Source organism: Allobosea sp. 10L417 (assembly GCF_056395485.1).
In genome coordinates this window covers 110,760-129,115 of the sequence record NZ_JBFTJP010000004.1, presented here as the reverse complement: position 1 = coordinate 129,115, position 18,356 = coordinate 110,760, and the positions used below count along the sequence as shown (strand labels likewise).

12 protein-coding genes are annotated in these 18,356 nt (G+C 66.9%); 7 read left to right on the top strand and 5 right to left on the bottom strand.

Annotated features, from left to right (window positions below):
* Positions 1 to 163 precede the first annotated feature (163 nt).
* Both AC1DE3_RS12930 and AC1DE3_RS12925 read left to right on the top strand, forming a co-directional pair.
* Positions 164 to 1,714, top strand: a complete 1,551-nt coding sequence (locus AC1DE3_RS12930; protein ID WP_476852428.1) for a DUF2252 domain-containing protein — start codon at positions 164 to 166, stop codon at positions 1,712 to 1,714.
* 162 nt (positions 1,715 to 1,876) lie between these two features.
* Complete coding sequence (locus tag AC1DE3_RS12925) at positions 1,877 to 2,866, top strand: LysR family transcriptional regulator (RefSeq protein WP_476779474.1); 990 nt, start codon at positions 1,877 to 1,879, stop codon at positions 2,864 to 2,866.
* Here AC1DE3_RS12925 and AC1DE3_RS12920 read toward each other — a convergent pair.
* Positions 2,835 to 4,079 (bottom strand): Zn-dependent hydrolase, encoded by a 1,245-nt coding sequence (locus AC1DE3_RS12920; RefSeq protein ID WP_476779666.1) that lies wholly within the window; start codon positions 4,077 to 4,079, stop codon positions 2,835 to 2,837. The two genes, AC1DE3_RS12925 and AC1DE3_RS12920, sit on opposite strands and share 32 nt — an antisense overlap.
* 895 nt (positions 4,080 to 4,974) lie before the next feature.
* Between AC1DE3_RS12920 and AC1DE3_RS12915 the strand changes: the two genes are divergently transcribed.
* Positions 4,975 to 11,097 carry an ExeM/NucH family extracellular endonuclease gene (locus tag AC1DE3_RS12915; protein WP_476852427.1) on the top strand — a complete coding sequence of 2,041 codons (6,123 nt, stop codon included), beginning with the start codon at positions 4,975 to 4,977 and terminating at the stop codon, positions 11,095 to 11,097.
* Positions 11,098 to 11,322: 225 nt separating this feature from the next.
* Here the strand turns inward: AC1DE3_RS12915 and AC1DE3_RS12910 are convergent, their stop codons facing one another.
* Entirely contained in the window at positions 11,323 to 11,859 is a 537-nt protein-coding gene (locus tag AC1DE3_RS12910; protein WP_476852426.1) for a helix-turn-helix domain-containing protein, read from the bottom strand.
* A 2-nt stretch (positions 11,860 to 11,861) separates the two neighbouring features.
* Positions 11,862 to 12,074: a cupin domain-containing protein gene (locus AC1DE3_RS12905; protein ID WP_476852425.1), complete on the bottom strand. Its 213-nt coding sequence runs from the start codon at positions 12,072 to 12,074 to the stop codon at positions 11,862 to 11,864.
* Between the two features lie 95 nt (positions 12,075 to 12,169).
* Between AC1DE3_RS12905 and AC1DE3_RS12900 the strand changes: the two genes are divergently transcribed.
* The 4 genes from AC1DE3_RS12900 (at position 12,170) to minE (ending at position 15,413) form a co-directional block, all read left to right on the top strand.
* Entirely contained in the window at positions 12,170 to 13,366 is a 1,197-nt protein-coding gene (locus AC1DE3_RS12900; RefSeq protein WP_476779471.1) for an MFS transporter, read from the top strand.
* Between the two features lie 202 nt (positions 13,367 to 13,568).
* Positions 13,569 to 14,303 (top strand): septum site-determining protein MinC, encoded by a 735-nt coding sequence (gene minC / locus AC1DE3_RS12895; protein WP_476779470.1) that lies wholly within the window; start codon positions 13,569 to 13,571, stop codon positions 14,301 to 14,303.
* A gap of 34 nt (positions 14,304 to 14,337) precedes the next feature.
* Positions 14,338 to 15,153: a septum site-determining protein MinD gene (gene minD, locus AC1DE3_RS12890; protein WP_441511762.1), complete on the top strand. Its 816-nt coding sequence runs from the start codon at positions 14,338 to 14,340 to the stop codon at positions 15,151 to 15,153.
* The gene (gene minE / locus AC1DE3_RS12885) at positions 15,150 to 15,413 is read left to right on the top strand and encodes a cell division topological specificity factor MinE (RefSeq protein WP_441511763.1); all 264 of its coding nucleotides are present in this window, start codon (positions 15,150 to 15,152) and stop codon (positions 15,411 to 15,413) included. The genes minD and minE overlap by 4 nt, the downstream gene beginning before the upstream one ends.
* A 42-nt stretch (positions 15,414 to 15,455) precedes the next feature.
* Here minE and fhuB read toward each other — a convergent pair whose 3' ends face one another.
* Together fhuB and AC1DE3_RS12875 are read right to left on the bottom strand one after the other, a co-directional pair.
* On the bottom strand, positions 15,456 to 17,453 hold the full coding sequence (gene fhuB / locus AC1DE3_RS12880) for a Fe(3+)-hydroxamate ABC transporter permease FhuB (RefSeq protein WP_476779469.1): 1,998 nt from the start codon (positions 17,451 to 17,453) through the stop codon (positions 15,456 to 15,458).
* On the bottom strand, positions 17,446 to 18,336 hold the full coding sequence (locus tag AC1DE3_RS12875; protein WP_476779468.1) for an ABC transporter substrate-binding protein: 891 nt from the start codon (positions 18,334 to 18,336) through the stop codon (positions 17,446 to 17,448). The genes fhuB and AC1DE3_RS12875 overlap by 8 nt, the downstream gene beginning before the upstream one ends.
* Positions 18,337 to 18,356: the final 20 nt, after the last annotated feature.

Sequence of the window (18,356 nt, the reverse complement as noted above, 5' to 3'; positions counted from 1 at the left end):
GCAATCACGGTTGCGTCATTTGACGAAGCGGAGCGAGGCGCCGCACCTATCTCCGCTGGATATCAGAATGCGCGGGATGCCGGGGCGCGGGGGTATCGCCGGCAAGGCTGAGCCCGCTGACGCGGACGCCATGCGGGCCGGACCGCTACGATCGAGGTCTCCGATGGCACGACATCAATCGACGAAGACGCTCCTCCTATCCCGTGCCGAGCGCTACGCCGCCGGCAAGGCCCTGCGCGGTAAGGTTCCGCGCGAGAGCCATGCGCAATGGTCGCTTCGCGACGGTGGCGAGGCGGTCTCGATTCTCGCGGAGACCGATGGCAGCCGCATTCCGGATCTGCTGCCCATTCGCTATGAGCGGATGATGCAGAATCCGTTCGCCTTTCTGCGCGGCGCCGCGGCCGTGATGGCGGCGGATCTTGCGGATCTCCCATCGGTCGGTCTGGACGTGCAGGCCTGTGGCGACTGCCATCTCATGAATTTCGGCGTCTTCGCCACGCCGGAGGAGAATATCCTTTTCGACATCAACGACTTCGACGAAACGCTGCCGGGCGTCGATTTCTCCGTTGACCTCAAGCGCCTAGCCGCCAGTGTCGCCGTAGCGGCGCTGGACGCCGGATTTTCGAAGAAGGCCGCCCGTCTCGCCGTTGCCGCGACGGCCGGGGTCTACCGCCGCCGGGTGCGCAGGCTCGCCAAGCTCGCTCCGATCGAGGCCTGGCAGGCGCGCACGGAAATCGGACAGGAATTGGAGCGGATCGACGATCCGGCGCTACGCCGGCGCGTGCAAAGCCTCCTCACCAAAGCCCGGAGCAACCCGCAGCAGGACGACAACTTCCCCCATCTGGCAGCACCGGCGGACGGCTCCTGGCGCATCGAGGATCGGCCGCCCCTGATCTACCATCTCCCCGAGGACCGCGACGGCATGCGAACGCTGCAGGCCCACAAGGTCTTCCATCATTACCGCGAAACCTTGCCGCGGGAGCGCCGCGTGCTGGTTGCGCGCTACGGTCTGCGGGATCTCGCCTTCAAGGTCGTCGGCGTCGGCAGCGTCGGCACGTTCTGCGTGGTCGGATTGTTCATGACAGCGGATGACGAGCCGATGTTCCTGCAGGTCAAGGAGGCTCAGGCATCCGTGCTTACCCGGCTGACGAAGGGACGGAGCCCGGCGCAGCCCCATCAGGGGCAGCGCGTGGTGGAGGGCCAGCGCATGCTGCAGGCGGCGAGCGACGTGTTCCTGGGGTGGGCGGACGACACTGCCAGCGGGCGCCAGTTCTATGTCCGGCAGCTCAAGAACCGCCGGCTGGGATCGATCGCCGAAATGGTCGAGGGTCAGGCGCTGACGGCCTATGCCGAATTGTGCGGCCGGACGCTGGCGCGCGCATGTCCGCTCCGGCGATGCGGCAGCCATCGCAGGTTACATGGGCGGGTCCGAGATATTCGACGAGGCAGTGACCTCCTTCGCCATGGCCTATGCCACGCAGACCGCGCGGGACCATGCGGCGCTCGTTGCCGCCAAAGGCTCCGGCAAGCCGACGGAGAAACCTGCGGTCAAAGCTGGACCGAAGGCCTCCGGTGTCGGTCGCGCCGGACGCGCAACTCGCCATGCGGAGACGCGGACATCCGGCAGGCACTGACCGAAGGAGCGGCCTCGCTCCGGGCGCGGGCGATCATTTGCTGCCGAGCGCATCGCGGGCGCCGTCCCCGAGCAGATTGACGGCGAGGATGAGCAGGCACAGCCCGGTACCGGGAAGCGCGATCAACCAGGGATCGAACAGGATGTTCTCGCGCCCTTCTGCGGAGTTGGCGAAACGCGGTCCAATAGCTCGCCGCGGCGAGAGAGTTGCACTATGCCGAGAGCGACCAGGGAGACAGGCGCTTGAGCGGCAAGAAGCCAAAACTGCATCATCTGAACTGGAATCTGCTGCACAGCTTCCTCGTGATCGTCGAGGAACGGAGCCTCACGCGCGCCGCCGACCGGCTGCTCGTGCGCCAGCCGACGGTCTCCGCCGCCCTGCAGAGGCTGGAGGAGACGCTCGGCGGACAGCTGATCCAGCGCGACAGCCGGCGCTTCGTGCTGACCAAGCGTGGCGAACTGCTCTACAAGGAATGTGTCGACATCTATCGCAGCGTCGCGCGCATCGGCGACCGGCTGTCCGAAGACCATGACGACCTGACCGGGCTGGTGCGGCTGCTGGTCGTGACCCATGTCGTGCTGTCGCCGCTCGACCGGACGCTGACGCAGCTCAACCGCAAGCACCCGGGCGTCAGCCTGCGCATCGACGTGGCCAACAGCCAGGACATCATTCGCGCCGTGTCGCAAAAGCTCAGCCCCTTCGGCTTCTGCCTGCTTGCCAAGCCGCTGGCCGGGCTCGATTGCCGCCCGCTGCTGCGCGAGGAATTCGGCATCCTCTGCGGCCGGGGCCACCCGCTGTTCGGGCTTTCCGACGTAACGCTGGCGGAATTGCGCGATGAGCCCTTCGTCGCGCTCGCCTGCGGGCAGGACGGAGCGCTGGAGCCTATGGTCTCCGTGCGGGAGGGGGCCGGCCTCGGGAGCCGCGTCGTCGGCTCAAGCCCCAATCTCGAGGAGGTCACCCGTATGATCGCCGCCGGCATGGGCATCGGCATTCTGCCGCTGGCCTCGGTGGAGGAGGCTCTGGCGAACCGCGTTTTGTGGAATCTCGCGAGAGCCGAGGATCTTCTGGGCGCCGATCTCTATTTCGTTTCCAACCCCGCCATGCAGCTCAGTGCCGCGGAAGCAGCGTTCCTGCGCCTGTTCGAGCAGCAGCTCGCCGCGATGGACGAGGAGCTGGCGGCGGAGACGGCCGAGGTCGCGTTCAGCGATCCGCCCGCGCTACCACAGCATTGAGCAGCACGTTGAGGCCGGGTTCGAGGTCCTCGCGCGTGCAGAGCTCGGCATTGTTGTGGGTGATGCCACCCTTGCAGGGCGCGAAGATCATCGTCGTCGGAGCATGGCGCGCGACGAAATAGGCGTCGTGCCCAGCCTGGCTGAGGATGTCCTGCGTGCGGTAGCCCAGCGCCAGAGAGGTCTCGCGGACGCTGTCGATCAGCTCCTGTGCGAAGATCCTGCCGCCCCATTTCCAGATATCGAGGATTTCGGCCGTGCAGCCGGCGCGGGCGGCGGACTCGCCGACGGCGCGGCGGACGCGCTCGGCCATGACCTCGGAGGTTTCCGGATCGGGATGGCGGACGTCGCAGACGGCCTGCGCCCAGTCGGAGAGGATGCCCGGCTTGTTCGGCCAGGCGACGAGCCTTGCCGCAGTGGCCTTGCCGCCGCCGCCGGCATAGGCCCAGCCGATCTCGTCCGTCTCGACCAGAAGGCGTGCGCCGGCGAGAAGCGCATTGCGCCGCCGCTCCATCGGCCAGGGGCCGGTATGGGCGGTCTCGCCCTTGAATTCCACCAGCATGCCGGTGCTCGGGAAGCCGCCGGTCACGACGCCGACCTGCATGCCGTCGCGGTCGAGATAGTAGCCTTGCTCGATATGGAACTCGAAATAGGCATCGAAGGCCTGCGGCTGGGCCTCCATCTCGCCGCGATAGCCGATCCGCTCCAACTCTTCGCCGATCGACTTGCCGTCATCGTCGCGGCGCCCCTGCGCCCAGTCCAATGCGTAAGCGCCCACGAAGCAGCCGGAGCCGACCATCGGCGGCGAGAAGCGGGCGCCTTCCTCATTCGTCCAGTTGACGATCTCCATCGGCCTGCGCGTGCGGTGGCCGAGCGCATCCAGCGTCCGGCAGACCTCCAGCCCGCCGAGAACACCGGCGATGCCGTCGAAGCGGCCACCATTGATCTGCGTGTCGAGATGGCTGCCCATTACGACGGGCGGGAGGGTGTCGTCGGTTCCGGCGCGGCGCGCGAAAATATTGCCCATGCCATCGACGCGAATCGCGAGACCCGCCTCGCGGCACCAGGCGACGAACTGGTCGCGCATCTGCTTGTCCGCATCGCCGAGGGCGAGGCGCGACAGGCCGCCGGGGCGGCCGGGGCCGATCTCGGCGGAGCGTTCGATCGTGCTCCAGAAGCGCTCGATATCGATGCGAAGCTTGTCGGTGCCGGGCATGGCGATCTCCTCGCCCGCCGCGACGGCGGAGGCGAACAACGGGATGAAGCGCCGTGGCATCCGGATCTGACGGCCGCCGGCAACGGCACAAGGATTCAGCGATACGGCCGTGCGGGCAAATAGATATTGCCTATGCTTGCCATTGGGTGCCGACCGAGATGACCTAAGCGCCCGCTTGCGGGATCATTCGAAGCCGGTTTTTGGCAGCTCCGTTGCCGCAGCTTCGCGTTGGAGGCCGGTGAAGCCATCGGAGCCTGACCCATCGAAAATGCCCATGCCCCCCGTTGCCAGAATGGATTCGTGTGTGCCGCGAGCCTGTCATAGCTTGGCGTCGATACCGGATGACCGGCATTGCGGCGTTGCCGGGACTATGGCGTTTGACCTTGGTGTCTTCCGCGTTGAATTTAAGTTTAGATAAGTAATATTTCGCTGTTGCCGCGCGTATCTCGCTATATCTGTGGCTTTGAATAAATTTCACGTCCTTTCTCGATGCGATTTTCCGGGAACAAATGTCCATTCAATCGTTCATTTCTTGAAATGACGTCGACATGGCGCATTGAATTTCGATTCAATTCTCGAATTAATTTGTTTCGTTAATGAAGCGTTAAACAACCGTCATCTTGGGCGGGTCAAAAGCCCGCATCCGGCTCGCCTTATGCGGGCCGGCCACCCGGTTGGCGGCGGCCGGGGTTTCGATGTGCTGGCTAAAAAGGATCTGCCCGTGACGTGCTCCGGTTCGATCGACTTCGTCTGAACATCGCCCGCAATCGCCCGGGCTCCTGCGGGAGCACGGGCAATCCGTAACGATCAATGCCGAGCGCGGCGGGGCGGATTGTGCCCGACGCCGCCCTTCGCCTCCACGTCAAACCCCGGATCGGGAACAGGGATTTCAGCCATGGCGCTCAGTAAAGGTTCGATTGCGTTCGTCGGTTTCAATGCCGACGGCAATGACAACATCGCATTCGTGGCGCTCACGGAAATTCCGGCCGGCGAGACCATCATCTTCGAGGATAACGAGTGGAACGGCTCGGCCTTCGCGGACACCAATGAGGGAGCGTTCAGCTGGACCTCCGCGGGCGTCGCAGCCGGCACGATCGTGCGCATCGACAATATCGGCGCCGGGACGATCTCGGCGAGCACCGGCACCGCGGCCGCATCCGTGGCCGGACGCGGCACCAACCGTGGCATCGGCGCGGCGGACGAGACGATCTACGCCTATCAGGGCTCGGCCTCGGCGCCGAACTTCATCACGGCTATCGCCAATGGCGGCTTCAACAGCGCCAACGGCGTGCTGACCAATACCGGCCTGACCGCGGGCGCGGATGCGCTCGACCTGAGCACGCTCGATGACGACACCGACATCGCCGCCTTCAACGGCGCGCGCAGCGGTGGCGCCTCCTTCGATTCCTATCGCGCGGCGATCAACACGGCCTCGAACTGGGTCAGCCAGGACGCTACCGGCGACCAGAGCAACGATGGCACCGCCCCGGACGTGCCGTTCTCGGCGCAGTCCTTCACCGTGGCGGGCGGCGGCGCGGTCTCGGTCTCCTCGGTCACGGTCGACGCGGCCTCCAAGCCTGAGGGCCAGAGCTTCCTCTTCACGGTCACGCTGAGCCAGGCCGCGGCCACCGATACCGTCGTCAACCTCGCCGTGTCGGGCGCGACCGGCGACATCGGCAGCGTTCCTGCCGCGGTCACGGTCCTTGCCGGCCAGACCACTGCAAGCTTCAGCGTAGCGACGATCGACGACGCCGTGGCGGAGCCCGACGAGAGCTTCTCGATCACCGCGACGCTGGGTACCTCCTCCCAATCGGCGAGCGCGACGATCGTCAACAACGACGGCACCCCGATCACCCTGATCAGTGCCGTGCAAGGCACCGGCCTCGGCAGCACGATGGTGGGCAAGACCGTCACGGTCGAGGCCATCGTCGTCGGCGACTTCCAGAACAGCGACGCCGACGGCGCCCGCAATCTCGGCGGCTTCTGGCTGCAGGAGGAGGCTGGCGACTCCGACGGCAACGCCCTGACCTCCGAAGGCATCTTCGTGTCCTATGCCAGCCTCGGCGTCGATGTGAAGATCGGTGACAAGGTCAGCGTCACCGGCGTGGTCGCCGAGAATTTCGGCAATACCGAGCTCAACGCCTCCACCGTCGCGATCGTCCAGGCCGGCGCGGTGGCCGACGTGAACAGCATGGCGGTCGAGATCGACCTGCCGAGCGTCGGCGTGCAGACCGCCTCGAACGGCACTTATGTCGCCGATCTCGAGCGCTACGAGGGCATGCTTGTCCGCTTCACCGAGACGCTCGCCATCACCGAGCAGTTCAATCTCGACCAGTTCGGCGAAATCCGCCTGACCCAGGGTGAGCGCCCGAACTCCTACACCGTCGATCACGATGCCAGCGTTTCCGGCTACGACGCGCATCTGCGCGACATCGCCTCGCGCTCGGTCATCTTCGACGACGGCCGCAGCGTCTCGAACCCCAATCTCGACAACACCGTGGTCGATGGCGACTACAACGCCACCACCGCGCCGCGCATGGGCGACACCATCACCGGTCTCACCGGCGTGCTCGACTACGACTTCAACCAGTTCCGCGTGCACGCGGTCCAGAACGGGCCGGGCATCAACGACGTGGTCTCGGCCAATCCGCGGCCGACGAGCTATCCGGATGTCGGCGGCACGCTGAAGGTCGCGAGCTTCAACGTGCTCAACTACTTCACCACGCTCGACAACGGCCAGCTCACAACGAACGGCTTCGAGCCGCGCGGCGCCGAGACGCAAGCAGAGTTCGACCGGCAGACCGCCAAGCTGGTCAACACGATCCTGTCGCTCGATGCCGACGTGCTCGGCCTGATGGAGTTGGAGAACAACTTTATCGAGGGGGCGAGCGGCAACGCCATCGACCATCTCGTCGACCAGCTCAACAGCGTCTCCGGCTCCTTCAAGTTCGACTGGGTGCGTCCGGGCCAGAACTTCGTCGGCGGCGACGCCATTGCGGTCGGCTTCATCTACGACGTCACTTCGGTGCGCGTCTCCATCGACACCCACGTCGCGATCCTCGACGACAGCGACGTTTCGTCCGAGCTTCTGGGCCAGAGCACGCTCGGCCGCATCTTCAACGGCGAGAACACCAGCCGCGCGGCGGTGGCCGTGACCTTCGAGGAACTCGCCAGCGGCGGTGAATTCACCGCGGTGGTCAACCACTTCAAGTCGAAGGGCGGCTCCGGCACCGGTGAGGATGCTGACATCAAGGACGGCAACGGTGGCTGGAACAGCCAGCGCGAGCTTGCCGCCAAGGCGCTGGTCGAATGGCTCGGCACCGATCCGACCGGCTCGCACGACCAGGACGTACTCGTCCTCGGCGACCTCAACGCCTACGCGAAGGAAGACCCGATCGACGTGCTGCTGAACGCCGGCTTCACCGATCACGGCGCCGACGGCTACAGCTACGTCTTCGACGGCCAGACCGGCTCGCTCGACCATGTCCTGACCAATGGCAGCCTCTCGGCCCAGGTCACCGGCGTCGCCGACTGGCACATCAACGCCGACGAGGCCGATGCGGTCGACTACCAGCTCAATTTCAATGCCGATCTCATCACCAATGAGCGCGATCCCTCGATCTTCAATTCCGAGGTGATCGCCCGCGTATCCGATCACGACCCGATCATCGTCGGGCTTGATCTGACGGAGAACCCCGTGTCTACGACCGCCTTCACGCTCCAGCTCCTGCATTTCTCCGACGGTGAAGCCGGCCTTCTCGCCGGCCAGACCGCCAAGAACCTCGCCGCTCTGGTCGATGCTTTCGACGACGATTTCGCCAATACGCTGACGCTCTCGGGCGGCGACAACTTCCTGCCGGGTCCGTTCATCGCCGCCGGGACCGATCCGTCCGTGCGCGCGGCGATCAACGCGGCTACCGGATCGACCATCGCCGCCGGCGTCAACCAGCCGATCGCCGCGGCCGACATCGCCATCATGAACGCGATCGGCATCGACGCCTCGACGATCGGCAACCATGACTTCGACCTCGGCTCGAAGGTGCTGCGCGACGCGATCACCGCAGGCTCGGTCGCCGGCTGGAAGGGCGCTGACTTCGCCTATCTGTCGTCGAACCTCGACTTCTCGGCCGATGCCGACCTCAACCCGCGCTACACCAACACGGTCGGCAACGGCGCGACGCCGACGCCGGACGTCGACACGCTGAACGGGCGCATCGCGCCGGCCGCCATCATCACCAAGGGCGGCGAGAAGATCGGCCTGATCGGCGCGACCACCCAGATCCTCGAGCGCATCTCCTCGCCGACCGGCACCGAGGTCAAGGGCTTCCCCGGCGATGGCGCCGAGGTCGACGACATGGACCTGCTGGCGAGCCAGCTGCAGCCGATCATCGACGAGATGATCGCTGAAGGCATCAACAAGATCATCGTGCAGTCGCATCTGCAGCAGCTTGAGTACGAGCAGCTGCTCGCGACCAAGCTGCGCGGCGTCGACATCATCCTGGCGGCTGGCTCCCATACCCGGCTGGGCGATGCCGACGACGTGGCCGAGAACTTCCCGGGCCACAGCGCCGAATTCGACGGGCCGTATCCGATCGTCACCGCCGGTGCCGACGGCAAGCCGACGCTGATCGTCAACACCGACGGCGAATACTCCTATCTCGGCCGGCTTGTGGTCGATTTCGACGCCCAGGGCAACATCATCGTCGACAATCTCGCGGGGAAGACCGCGATCAACGGCGCCTATGCGTCGACCGATGCGAATGTCGCCGAAGCCTGGGGCACCACCGTCGGCAATCTCGAGAACACCGCCTTCGCGGAAGGCACCAAGGGCGACAAGGTGCGGGATGTGACCGATGCGGTCCAGTCCGTCATCAACGTCAAGGACGGCACCGTCCACGGCTACACCGACGTCTATCTGGAGGGCGAGCGCGCGCTCATCCGCAACCAGGAGACCAACCTCGGCAGCCTCTCGGCCGATGCCAATGCCGACGCGCTGCGCGATGCGCTCGGTGCGGAGAGCCCGGCCTTCGTCGTGTCGGTCAAGAACGGCGGCGGCGTGCGCTCGCAGATCGGCACCTTCTCGGCCCCGGATCCGGTCACCGGCCAGGTCGACAAGCTGGCGCCGCCGGCCAATGCCGCGACCGGCAAGGCCGAGGGCGGCGTCTCGCAGCTCGACATCGAGAACTCGCTGCGCTTCGACAACAAGCTGATGGCCTTCGACACCACTGCCCAGGGCCTCAAGGTCATTCTCGAGCACGGCGTCGGGCTCCTCGGCAACCAGGGGCGCTTCCCGCAGATCGGCGGCATCGCCTTCTCCTACGACCCGGACCTGCCGGCCGGCAGCCGCGTCTCCGATATCGCGTTGATCGCGGAGGACGGCACCACGATCGCCCTTTACGATGACGGCGTGCTGCAGCCGGGCGCGCCCGCCAAGATCACGATGGTGACGCTGAGCTTCCTCGCCAATGGCGGCGACAGCTACCCGATGAAGGCCAATGGCGAGAACTTCCGCTATCTGCTGGCGGATGGCGGCCTCTCCGGCCCGGTCGACGAGGCGCTCGACTTCACCGCCGCTGCCGTCGTGGCGGCCAACACGCCCGCCGGCTCGACCCTGCTCGGCGAGCAGCAGGCCTTCGCCGAATACATGCAGGAATTCCACGCCACCAAGGAGACGGCCTACGACGTCGCCGACACGCCGATGGAGCTCGACCAGCGCATCCAGAACCTGAATGTCCGCCAGGACACGGTGCTGGTCGATGCCGCGGAGCTGCCGGTCGGCACCGACGGCGACGACTTGCTCGTCGGCATGTCGTGGGGCGAGGTCATCCTTGCCGGCCTCGGGGACGACGAGGTGTCGGGCCGCGGCGGCAATGACGCCATCGATGGCGGCGAAGGCGACGATACGCTGTCCGGCGACGAGGGCGACGACCTCCTCAAGGGCGGCGCCGGCGACGACGCATTGTTCGGCGGTGTCGGCAACGACGTGCTGAGCGGCGGGGCGGGCGACGACCTTCTCGACGGCGGCGCTGGTATCGACACGGCCGACTTCTCCGGCGACGCTGCTGGCGTCGTGGTCGATCTCGCAAGTGGCATGGCCTCGGGCGATGCGACCGGCGAGGACGAGCTCGTCTCGATCGAGACCGTCATCGGCGGTTCCGGCAACGACATCCTGATCGGCGACGCTGCGGACAACCACCTGCTCGGCGGCTTCGGCGACGACGTACTGAAGGGCGGCGCCGGCGACGACATCATCCTCGCCGGTCTCGGCGACGACGTCATCGACGGTGGCGAAGGCTTCGATACGCTCGATCTCTCGGCGGCGACGGGCCCGGTCACGGTCAATTTCGCTGCGGGCAAGATCTCGGGCGCCGGCATCGGCAATGACAGCTTCAGCAACATCGAGAAGCTGCTCTTCGGCGCGGGCAACGACAATGTCACCGGCGGCAATGGCGACGACGCCTTCGACGGCGGTGCCGGCAATGACAACCTCAAGGGCGGTGCCGGCAACGACAAGCTCTGGGGCGGCGCGGGCGACGACCTTCTCGACGGCGGCTCGGGCGACAATCAGGTCTTCGGCGGCATCGGCAACGATACGATCACGGCGGGCTCCGGCAACGACAATGTCGATGGCGGGGAAGGCAACGATCTGATCGATGCAGGCTCCGGCAACGACCTCGTTCTCGGCGGCGCCGGCAACGATGTGATCGACGCGGGCTCCGGCGACGACCGTGTCGTGGGCGGCGCGGGTGACGACATCCTGACCGGCGGCTCCGGGCACGACGCCTTCGTCTTCGCGGCCGGCTTCGGCAAGGACACGATCACCGACTTCCGGACGTCCGGCTCCAGCGCCGACGTGCTGGAATTCTCGATCGGGGTCTTCGCCGATTTCGATACCGCCATGGACGCCGCCGCGCAGATCGGCGCCGACACCGTCATCTCGATCGATGGCGACACCACCCTGACCCTCAAGGGCGTGCAACTCGCAAGCCTCGCTCACGACGATTTCCGCTTCGTCTAAGCGAGCATCGCAAGCATGGAGGAAGGGGCGCCCGACAAGGGCGCCCCTTTTTGTCGATTTAGGTCCGTTTGACCGCACCGCTTCGAGGGCATTTGCCGGCGAATCGCTCGGACCCGGCGCTTGACGTGTCGTCGTCGGATCCTTGCATCATGGCGCATCGATGCTTGTGCATCGGGACAAGGCTGACGCCGCTGAGCTTGGACGCGTCGGGGTCGTCTTCGTCACTCACCGCCATGACAAGGCTGCGCCGCCAAGGATGCGTTCGGCCGCTGCCTTGAGCGCCCGCAGATCGGCGTAGCCGACGGCACGGACGATCTGATGCGGGGGGCAGCCATCCGTCGCCATGGCCAATGCCCGGACCACCCGCAAGCGTGCTCTCCAATCGCCAAAGCTCATGCCTGTCTCGGTCCGGAACCCGCGCGTCAGCGTGCGCCGGCTTGCCCCGGCGCGCTGCGCCCAGCCGTCGAGGTCGAGGGGCGAGGCGGGGTCCTGCAGCAACGCCTCGCAGACGCGCCGCAACCGTGGATCGCGCGGCAGGGGCAGGGTCAAAGGCGTTTCGGGGGCGCGCGCGATTTCATCCAGGATCAGCGCGGCGAGATGCCCGCCGCGCCCGCTCTCGTCGTAGAGGAGAGGCTCGGCCGCCAGCGCCGCCAGCGACGAAGCCAGCAACGGCGTCACCTGCAGAACGCGGCAACCCTTCGGCAGGACGCCCACGGCCTCAGGCGCGACATAGGCCGAGCACATCGAGACCTTTCCATGCATTCTCACTTCATGGAAAAGCTGCGGCGGAATCCAGAGCGCATGCTGTGCGGGCAGAAGCCGTCCTCTGCCGTCACCAGGGTCAGCCCGGCGGTAGCGTAGAGAAGCTGGGCGCGCGGATGGCTGTGCCAGCCGGTGGTCGCACCTGCCTCATAGGTCTTCGGCATGACGCCGATGGCGCGGGGAACGGTCTGATAGGCGTCGCTGTCGCCGCGCATCGTGCTCTCCAGTTGGCCCGATTATGCAGAATTACGGCCCGCATGGCGCCGCGGGTCAAGCTACAACGAACGCCGTCCTTGTCGTGAGCATCGCCATGAGCCCCGAAACCCTGTCCAAGCGCACGCTTTTCTTCGTCAACGCAGCTCATGCGCTCGATCACTTCGTGTTGCTGATCTATCCCACGGCGGTGATCGCCATCGCGGCGCAGACCGGCCTGAGCTATGCCGAACTCATCGGTCTGGCGACGGGCGCCTTCGTCGCCTTCGGCCTGTGCTCGCTGCCGATGGGGTGGCTCTCGGACCGCTTCGGCCGGCGCAATATGCTCGCCGTCTTCTTCCTGGGCTATGGGCTGTCCTGCCTCGGMGTTGCCAGCGCGAACGGGCCGACGGCTTTTGCTGCCTGGCTCCTCGTTCTCGGCGTGGCCTCAGCGATCTATCACCCGGTCGGCTCGACCATGCTGGTCAATCATGCCCGCCAGCTCGGGCGCGACCTCGGGGTCAACGCCGTCTGGGGCAATCTCGGCGCGGCGTCGGCGGCCGGCGTCACCGCGCTGCTGGCCGCAACGCTCGGCTGGCGCACGGCTTTCGTGCTGCCCGGCCTCGTCTGTCTCGTGCTCGGAGCGGCGTTCCTCGCGCTCGTTCCCGGCGACGGGGCGCCGCATGCGAGTCGCTCCGGCAAGGCGGAGCTCATTCCGGTCGGCCGTCCCATGGCGCTTCTCACTGTCTTCGCCATCGCGATCATCGCCGGCGGCATGACCTTCAACATCACGACCATCTCCTTGCCGAAGGTTCTGGACGAGCGGCTCGGGCTGGACCTGCCGCTGGCACTGACAGGCTCGCTGGCGACGCTGGTCTTCGTGTTCGGGGCAGGGGCGCAGTGGCTGATGGGCCGGCTCGTCGACCGCTATACGCTGCCGGCCCTGTTCGTCGGCCTCGCCCTTCTGCAGCCGCTCGGCCTCGCGCTGGCGGCAACGGCCCAGGGCGTGCCGCTGCTGCTCGGCCTCGTCCTGACGATGGCCGCGATCTACGGGCAGGTCGTCGTGAACGATGCGATGGTCGCCCGCTACGTGCCGGCGCAGCACCGCGCCAAGGCATTCAGCGTGCGCTATTTTCTCGGCTTCACCGTGAGCGGCTTCGTGGTGCCCATGCTGGCGGTTCTGTATGCGGGGGGCGGCTTCGGGCTGGTCCTGGGCGGAGCAGCGGTGTTCGGCCTGATCGTCTGGCTCGCTTCGCTGGCGTTTTATTTCCTCGCTCAAGGCCCCGCGTCGGAAAAGGCCGCTCCGGCTGAATAGCCCGCGTTCTCCCGCGCGCTTGCCATTGCCGATTTGGCCGGGTTTTTCGCATGCCGCGAAACCCGGCGCAGGCGCTCGGCACACCCTGCCAGATCGGTCCGTCCGGCGAGCGAGGCCGGCTTCTTGACGTGGATAAGCGGCGCCGGTTTACCGCTTGTTAACCATGCGCTCGATACACCGAAGCAACCGAAAATTTACCAAGATGACCGGCGTGTTAACCCAATCCCGACCCATTCGTCTCAAGGGCCGCAGCTTCCTCGCGCTGGCCCTGACACCCGAGCTTCCCTTCGAGGATTGGCTTGTCCGGCTCGATGATCTGGCCTCGCGCTCGACCGGTTTCTTCATGCGCCGGCCCGTGGTTCTCGATATCAGCGGGCTCGACATCGACCGGCCCCAGCTGCGCGATCTGATCGACAGGCTCGGCGCCCGCAATGTGCGGATCATGGGCATCGAGGGCGCGCGTCCCTCGCTGCTCGGAACGGATCTGCCACCGGCGATGACGGATGGCCGCCCGACCTCGGATATCGAAGCGCCGGTGGTCGAAGAGGGCGGCAAACCGCAGGTGCCCGAGAACGTGGCCCCGCCGGCCGTGGCCGTGCCGCAGGCGTCGCCGTCCCTGGTCGTCACCCAACCCGTCCGTTCGGGGCAGTCGGTGATCTTCGCCGAAGGCGACGTGACGATCGTCGGCTCGGTCGCCTCCGGGGCGGAGGTCATCGCCGGCGGCTCGATCCATGTCTATGGCACGCTGCGCGGCCGGGCCATGGCCGGGACGATCGGCAATGCGGCGGCGCGCATCTTCTGCCGGAAGCTCGAGGCCGAGCTCGTCGCCATCGACGGCTACTACAAGACGGCCGAGGACCTGGAGCCGGAGCTGCGCGGGAAGGCCGTCCAGTTCTGGCTGGAAGGCGACAGTTTCAAGGTCGGATCACTCGCCTGAGCTGAGGGCGCGTCCACACAAACAGGAGAGGTCTATGGGCAAGGTCATCGTGGTCACATCGGGCAAGGGCGGCGTCGGCAAGACGACCTCCTCGGCCGCACTGGGTGCGGCCCTCGCACGCAACGGCGAGAAGGTCGTGGTGGTCGATTTCGACGTCGGCCTGCGCAATCTCGATCTCGTCATGGGAGCCGAAAGGCGGGTCGTCTACGACATCGTCAACGTCATTCAGGGCGAAGCCAAGCTCACGCAGGCGCTGATCCGCGACAAGCGGCTCGAGTCGCTCTATCTGCTGCCGGCCTCGCAGACGCGCGACAAGGACAACCTGACGGCTCAGGGGGTCGAGGCGGTCATCGGCGCACTGAAAACGTCGTTCGACTGGGTAATCTGCGACAGCCCGGCCGGGATTGAGCGCGGCGCGACGCTGGCGATGCGCCATGCCGACATCGCGATCGTCGTGACCAACCCGGAAGTCTCCTCGGTCCGCGATTCCGACCGCATCATCGGCCTGCTCGATTCCAAGACGCTGAAGGCCGAGAGCGGCGAGCGCATGGAGAAGCACCTCCTTCTCACCCGCTACGATCCGGCCCGGGCCGAGCGCGGCGACATGCTCAAGGTGGACGACGTCCTCGAAATCCTGTCGATCCCGCTGCTCGGCATCGTCCCCGAGAGCATGGACGTGCTGCGCGCCTCCAATGTCGGCTCGCCGGTCACGCTGGCGGACGAGCGCAGCGCGCCGGCGGTCGCCTATTTCGATGCCGCGCGCCGGCTCAAGGGCGAGACCCTGCCGATCACCATTCCCGGCGAGAAGCGCAGCTTCTTCGGCAAGATCTTCGGAAGGAAGGCGGCATGAACCTGCTTCGTCTTTTCTCCCGCTCCCAGTCGGCTCCCGCGGCGCGCGAGCGGCTGCAGGTCCTGCTCGCCCATGAGCGGGCCGCCGTCGGCGACTCCGATCTCGTCACGAAGCTCCGGGACGAAATCCTCCGCGCGATCTCGAAGCACATGCAGGTCGACGACGAGAAGGTCAGCGTCCGCATGGAACGGGGCGCCAAGGTCTCGACGCTGGCCGTCGATATCGAAATCCCATTCGACTCGGGTAAGAAGGCGGCCTGACGGCCGCCTTCTTACATTCGATTCGCCTGCGGATTGGCGGTGTCAGCCATTTCGGCTTCCTCCGCGGTTCAGCAGCCAGATCAGGTAGGGGCCGCCGATCAGCGCGGCGAACAGCCCGACGGGCACCTGATAGGGAAAAGCGACGAGACGCGCGAGCCAATCCGCGACGATCATCACGCCGCAGCCGATCAGGGCCGAGGCGAGAAGCTGGTCGCGGCTGCGTGCGAAGCCGGCGAGGCGGGCGAGATGCGGGGCGATCAGCCCGATCAGGCTCAAGGGACCGACCAAAAGCGAGGCCACGGCCGTCATCAGCGCTGCCAGCGCTGCGAGGCAGAGGCGGCTGCGCTCCACGGCGAGGCCGAGGCTGCGGCTGGTGGCATCCCCGAGCGGCAGCAGATCGAGCCAGCGCATCGCGAGCATCACAGGGGCGATCAGCAGGACGCATGCGATGAGACCGATCCAGGCCTCGATCTCGCCAGCGCGGTTGGTCGAGCCTGAAAGCCACAGCAGCAGCATGTAGGCGCGCAGATCGCCCTGGGCGAGAGCGGTCGAAACCACCGCCATGCAGAGCGCGCCCATGGCGATGCCGGCAAGCAGCAGGCGCTGCGGCCCGATGCCCGGGCGGGAGGCGAGCAGTAGCATGACGAGGAGCGCCGCGAGCGAGCCGCCCGCGATGCCTGCCAGCATCGCGAAAGGGCTTGCCGGCAGGAATGCGAGCGCGAGCAGCAATCCGACGCCGCCGGCGGCGCTGACACCCAGCACCTCGGGGCCGGCGAGAGGGTTGGCGGTGAGGCGTTGCATCAGGCAGCCGGCAGCGCCGAGCAGAACGCCAGCCGATCCGGCCGCGGCAAGGCGCGGACCGCGGAACGGCAGCAGATCCCAGAACAGAGAACCCGTCGCCAACTCCCATCCCTGTGGTCCGCGCCCAAGCATGAGACCGAGCGCCGCGACGAGTGCCATGATCGCGGCGAGCGGAACGAGCGCCCGGAGCGAGCGTGCCGTCCGGTCCAGGCGCCAAACGGGATCGGTTGCCTGCGGCGGCAAGGTGGGTGGGACCCTGCGCATCAGCCACAACAGCAACGGCCCGCCGAACAGGGCGGTGGCGGCACCGGTCGGCGCGAGATCGTTGAAGCCGGAGCCGAGCAATTGCACCGTGCTGTCGGTGACCGAGAGCAGCAAGGCCCCGAGCGCTGGTGCCGCCAGCAGCATCTGGCGCGGCGTGCGGGCGCCGAGTTCGCGCGCCAGAGCCGGCGCGGCGAGGCCGACAAAGCCGATCACACCGACCTCGGCGGTGACGCTTGCTGCCAGCCAGACGGCGATGCCGAGAATCGCGAAGCGTGTCGCGTGAAGGGCGAGGCCGAGGCTGCGGGCCATGTCCTCGTCGAGACCCAAAAGGGCGAGAGGCCGCAGCAGCAGTGCGGCGGCGAGGACGCTCAGCACCAGATGTGGGCCGAGCGCGATGGCTGCGTCCCAGCTCTGCTGGTTGAGCGAGCCCGCGCCCCAGATGAACAGCGACAGCACGTATTCGCCCTTGGCGAGGATGACGGTCGCACTCGCTGCCGCCGCGACGAGCGAGACGACCATGCCGGACAGGACGACCGTCATCGGATCGAGTCGCCGCCGCCAGCTCAGGCCGAGGACGAGAGCAACCGCGGCGATGGCGCCGGCAAGCGCGACGCCTTCGCGCGAAAAGGCCATCAGGGTGGGCGCATAGGCCGTGGCGACGGTCAATGCGAGCTGTGCGCCGGAGGCGATGCCGAGTGTCGAGGCGTCGGCGATCGGATTGCGCAGCACACGCTGCAGCAGCATGCCGGAGAGCCCGAGCGCCGCGCCGCAGATCAGGGCGGTTGCGGCGCGCGGCACGAGGCTATGCCAAAGCAGGATCGATTCGAGGGTCCGGGCGAGCTCAGGCGATGCCGGCAACGACGGGCGCGTCACGACCACCGCCAGGAAAAGGGCTGCGGCCGTCAGCGCCGCCAGAAGCCAGGCGCCGAGGTGTCGATCGGGTTGAAGGCGCATGTGACGGACCGCTTCAGCCACGGGCCGTCTCCGCCGCGAGCAAGGCGTTGGTCAGCAATCGCGCGAAACGCCGCGCCGCCGGCAGACCGCCATAGGGATTGATCGAGCCTAGCTGCAGGAGGCGGCCTTCGCGCAGGTTCGGCAAGGCATTCCAGAAGGCGCTGGCCGCGAGGGTCTGCATGGCGCCGGGCGGCACCGGCGGGATCAGAGCGATGTAGGCTTCCGGAACACGAACGAGCGCTTCAAGCCCGATCGGGGCCATGGCCGAATAATTCGTCTGCTCGGTCCAGGCATTGGCGAGGCCGAGCCGCTTCAGCACCTCGCCGAACATGCTGTCATCGCCGAAAACACGGAAATGCCGGGCATCGCCGAGATTGACCGGGATCACCGGACGCGCGCCCAGAGGCTTCAGCCTTTCGCGCAGGCCCGCGAATTCCGCCTCGGTTTCGGCGATGTAGCGCTCGGCCTTCGTGGCGATGCCGAGGCGCCCGCCGACGCTGCGGGTCATCGCGACCACCGGCTCATAGGGCGGGCGGTGCGGCGCGTAGATCGAGAAGCTTTCGACCGGAGCGATCCGGCGCAGTAGCAGCTCGGAGGCGGCGTAGAAGCTTGATGAGAAGATCAGCTCCGGCCGTGACAGCAAGAGCAGCTCGAAATTGATCGTGCCGCGCAAGCCGAGATCGGTAACGCTCGTAGGAACGGCGGGCTCTACCGCGACTTCGCGGAACTGGCGCAGTTCCGGTGCCGCGATCGGCGGCACTCCCAGCGCAAGCAAGGTCTCCAGCACCGACCAGTCGACGGTCGCAACGCGCAGTCCCGCTGCCACGGCCAGCAGCGGGAGGCCGGTGGCGGCGAGAAGCGCCAATGCGCCGCGTCGTGTCGGGGATGACGGGATGCCGATCATGCGCGCGGGTCTAGCACAGC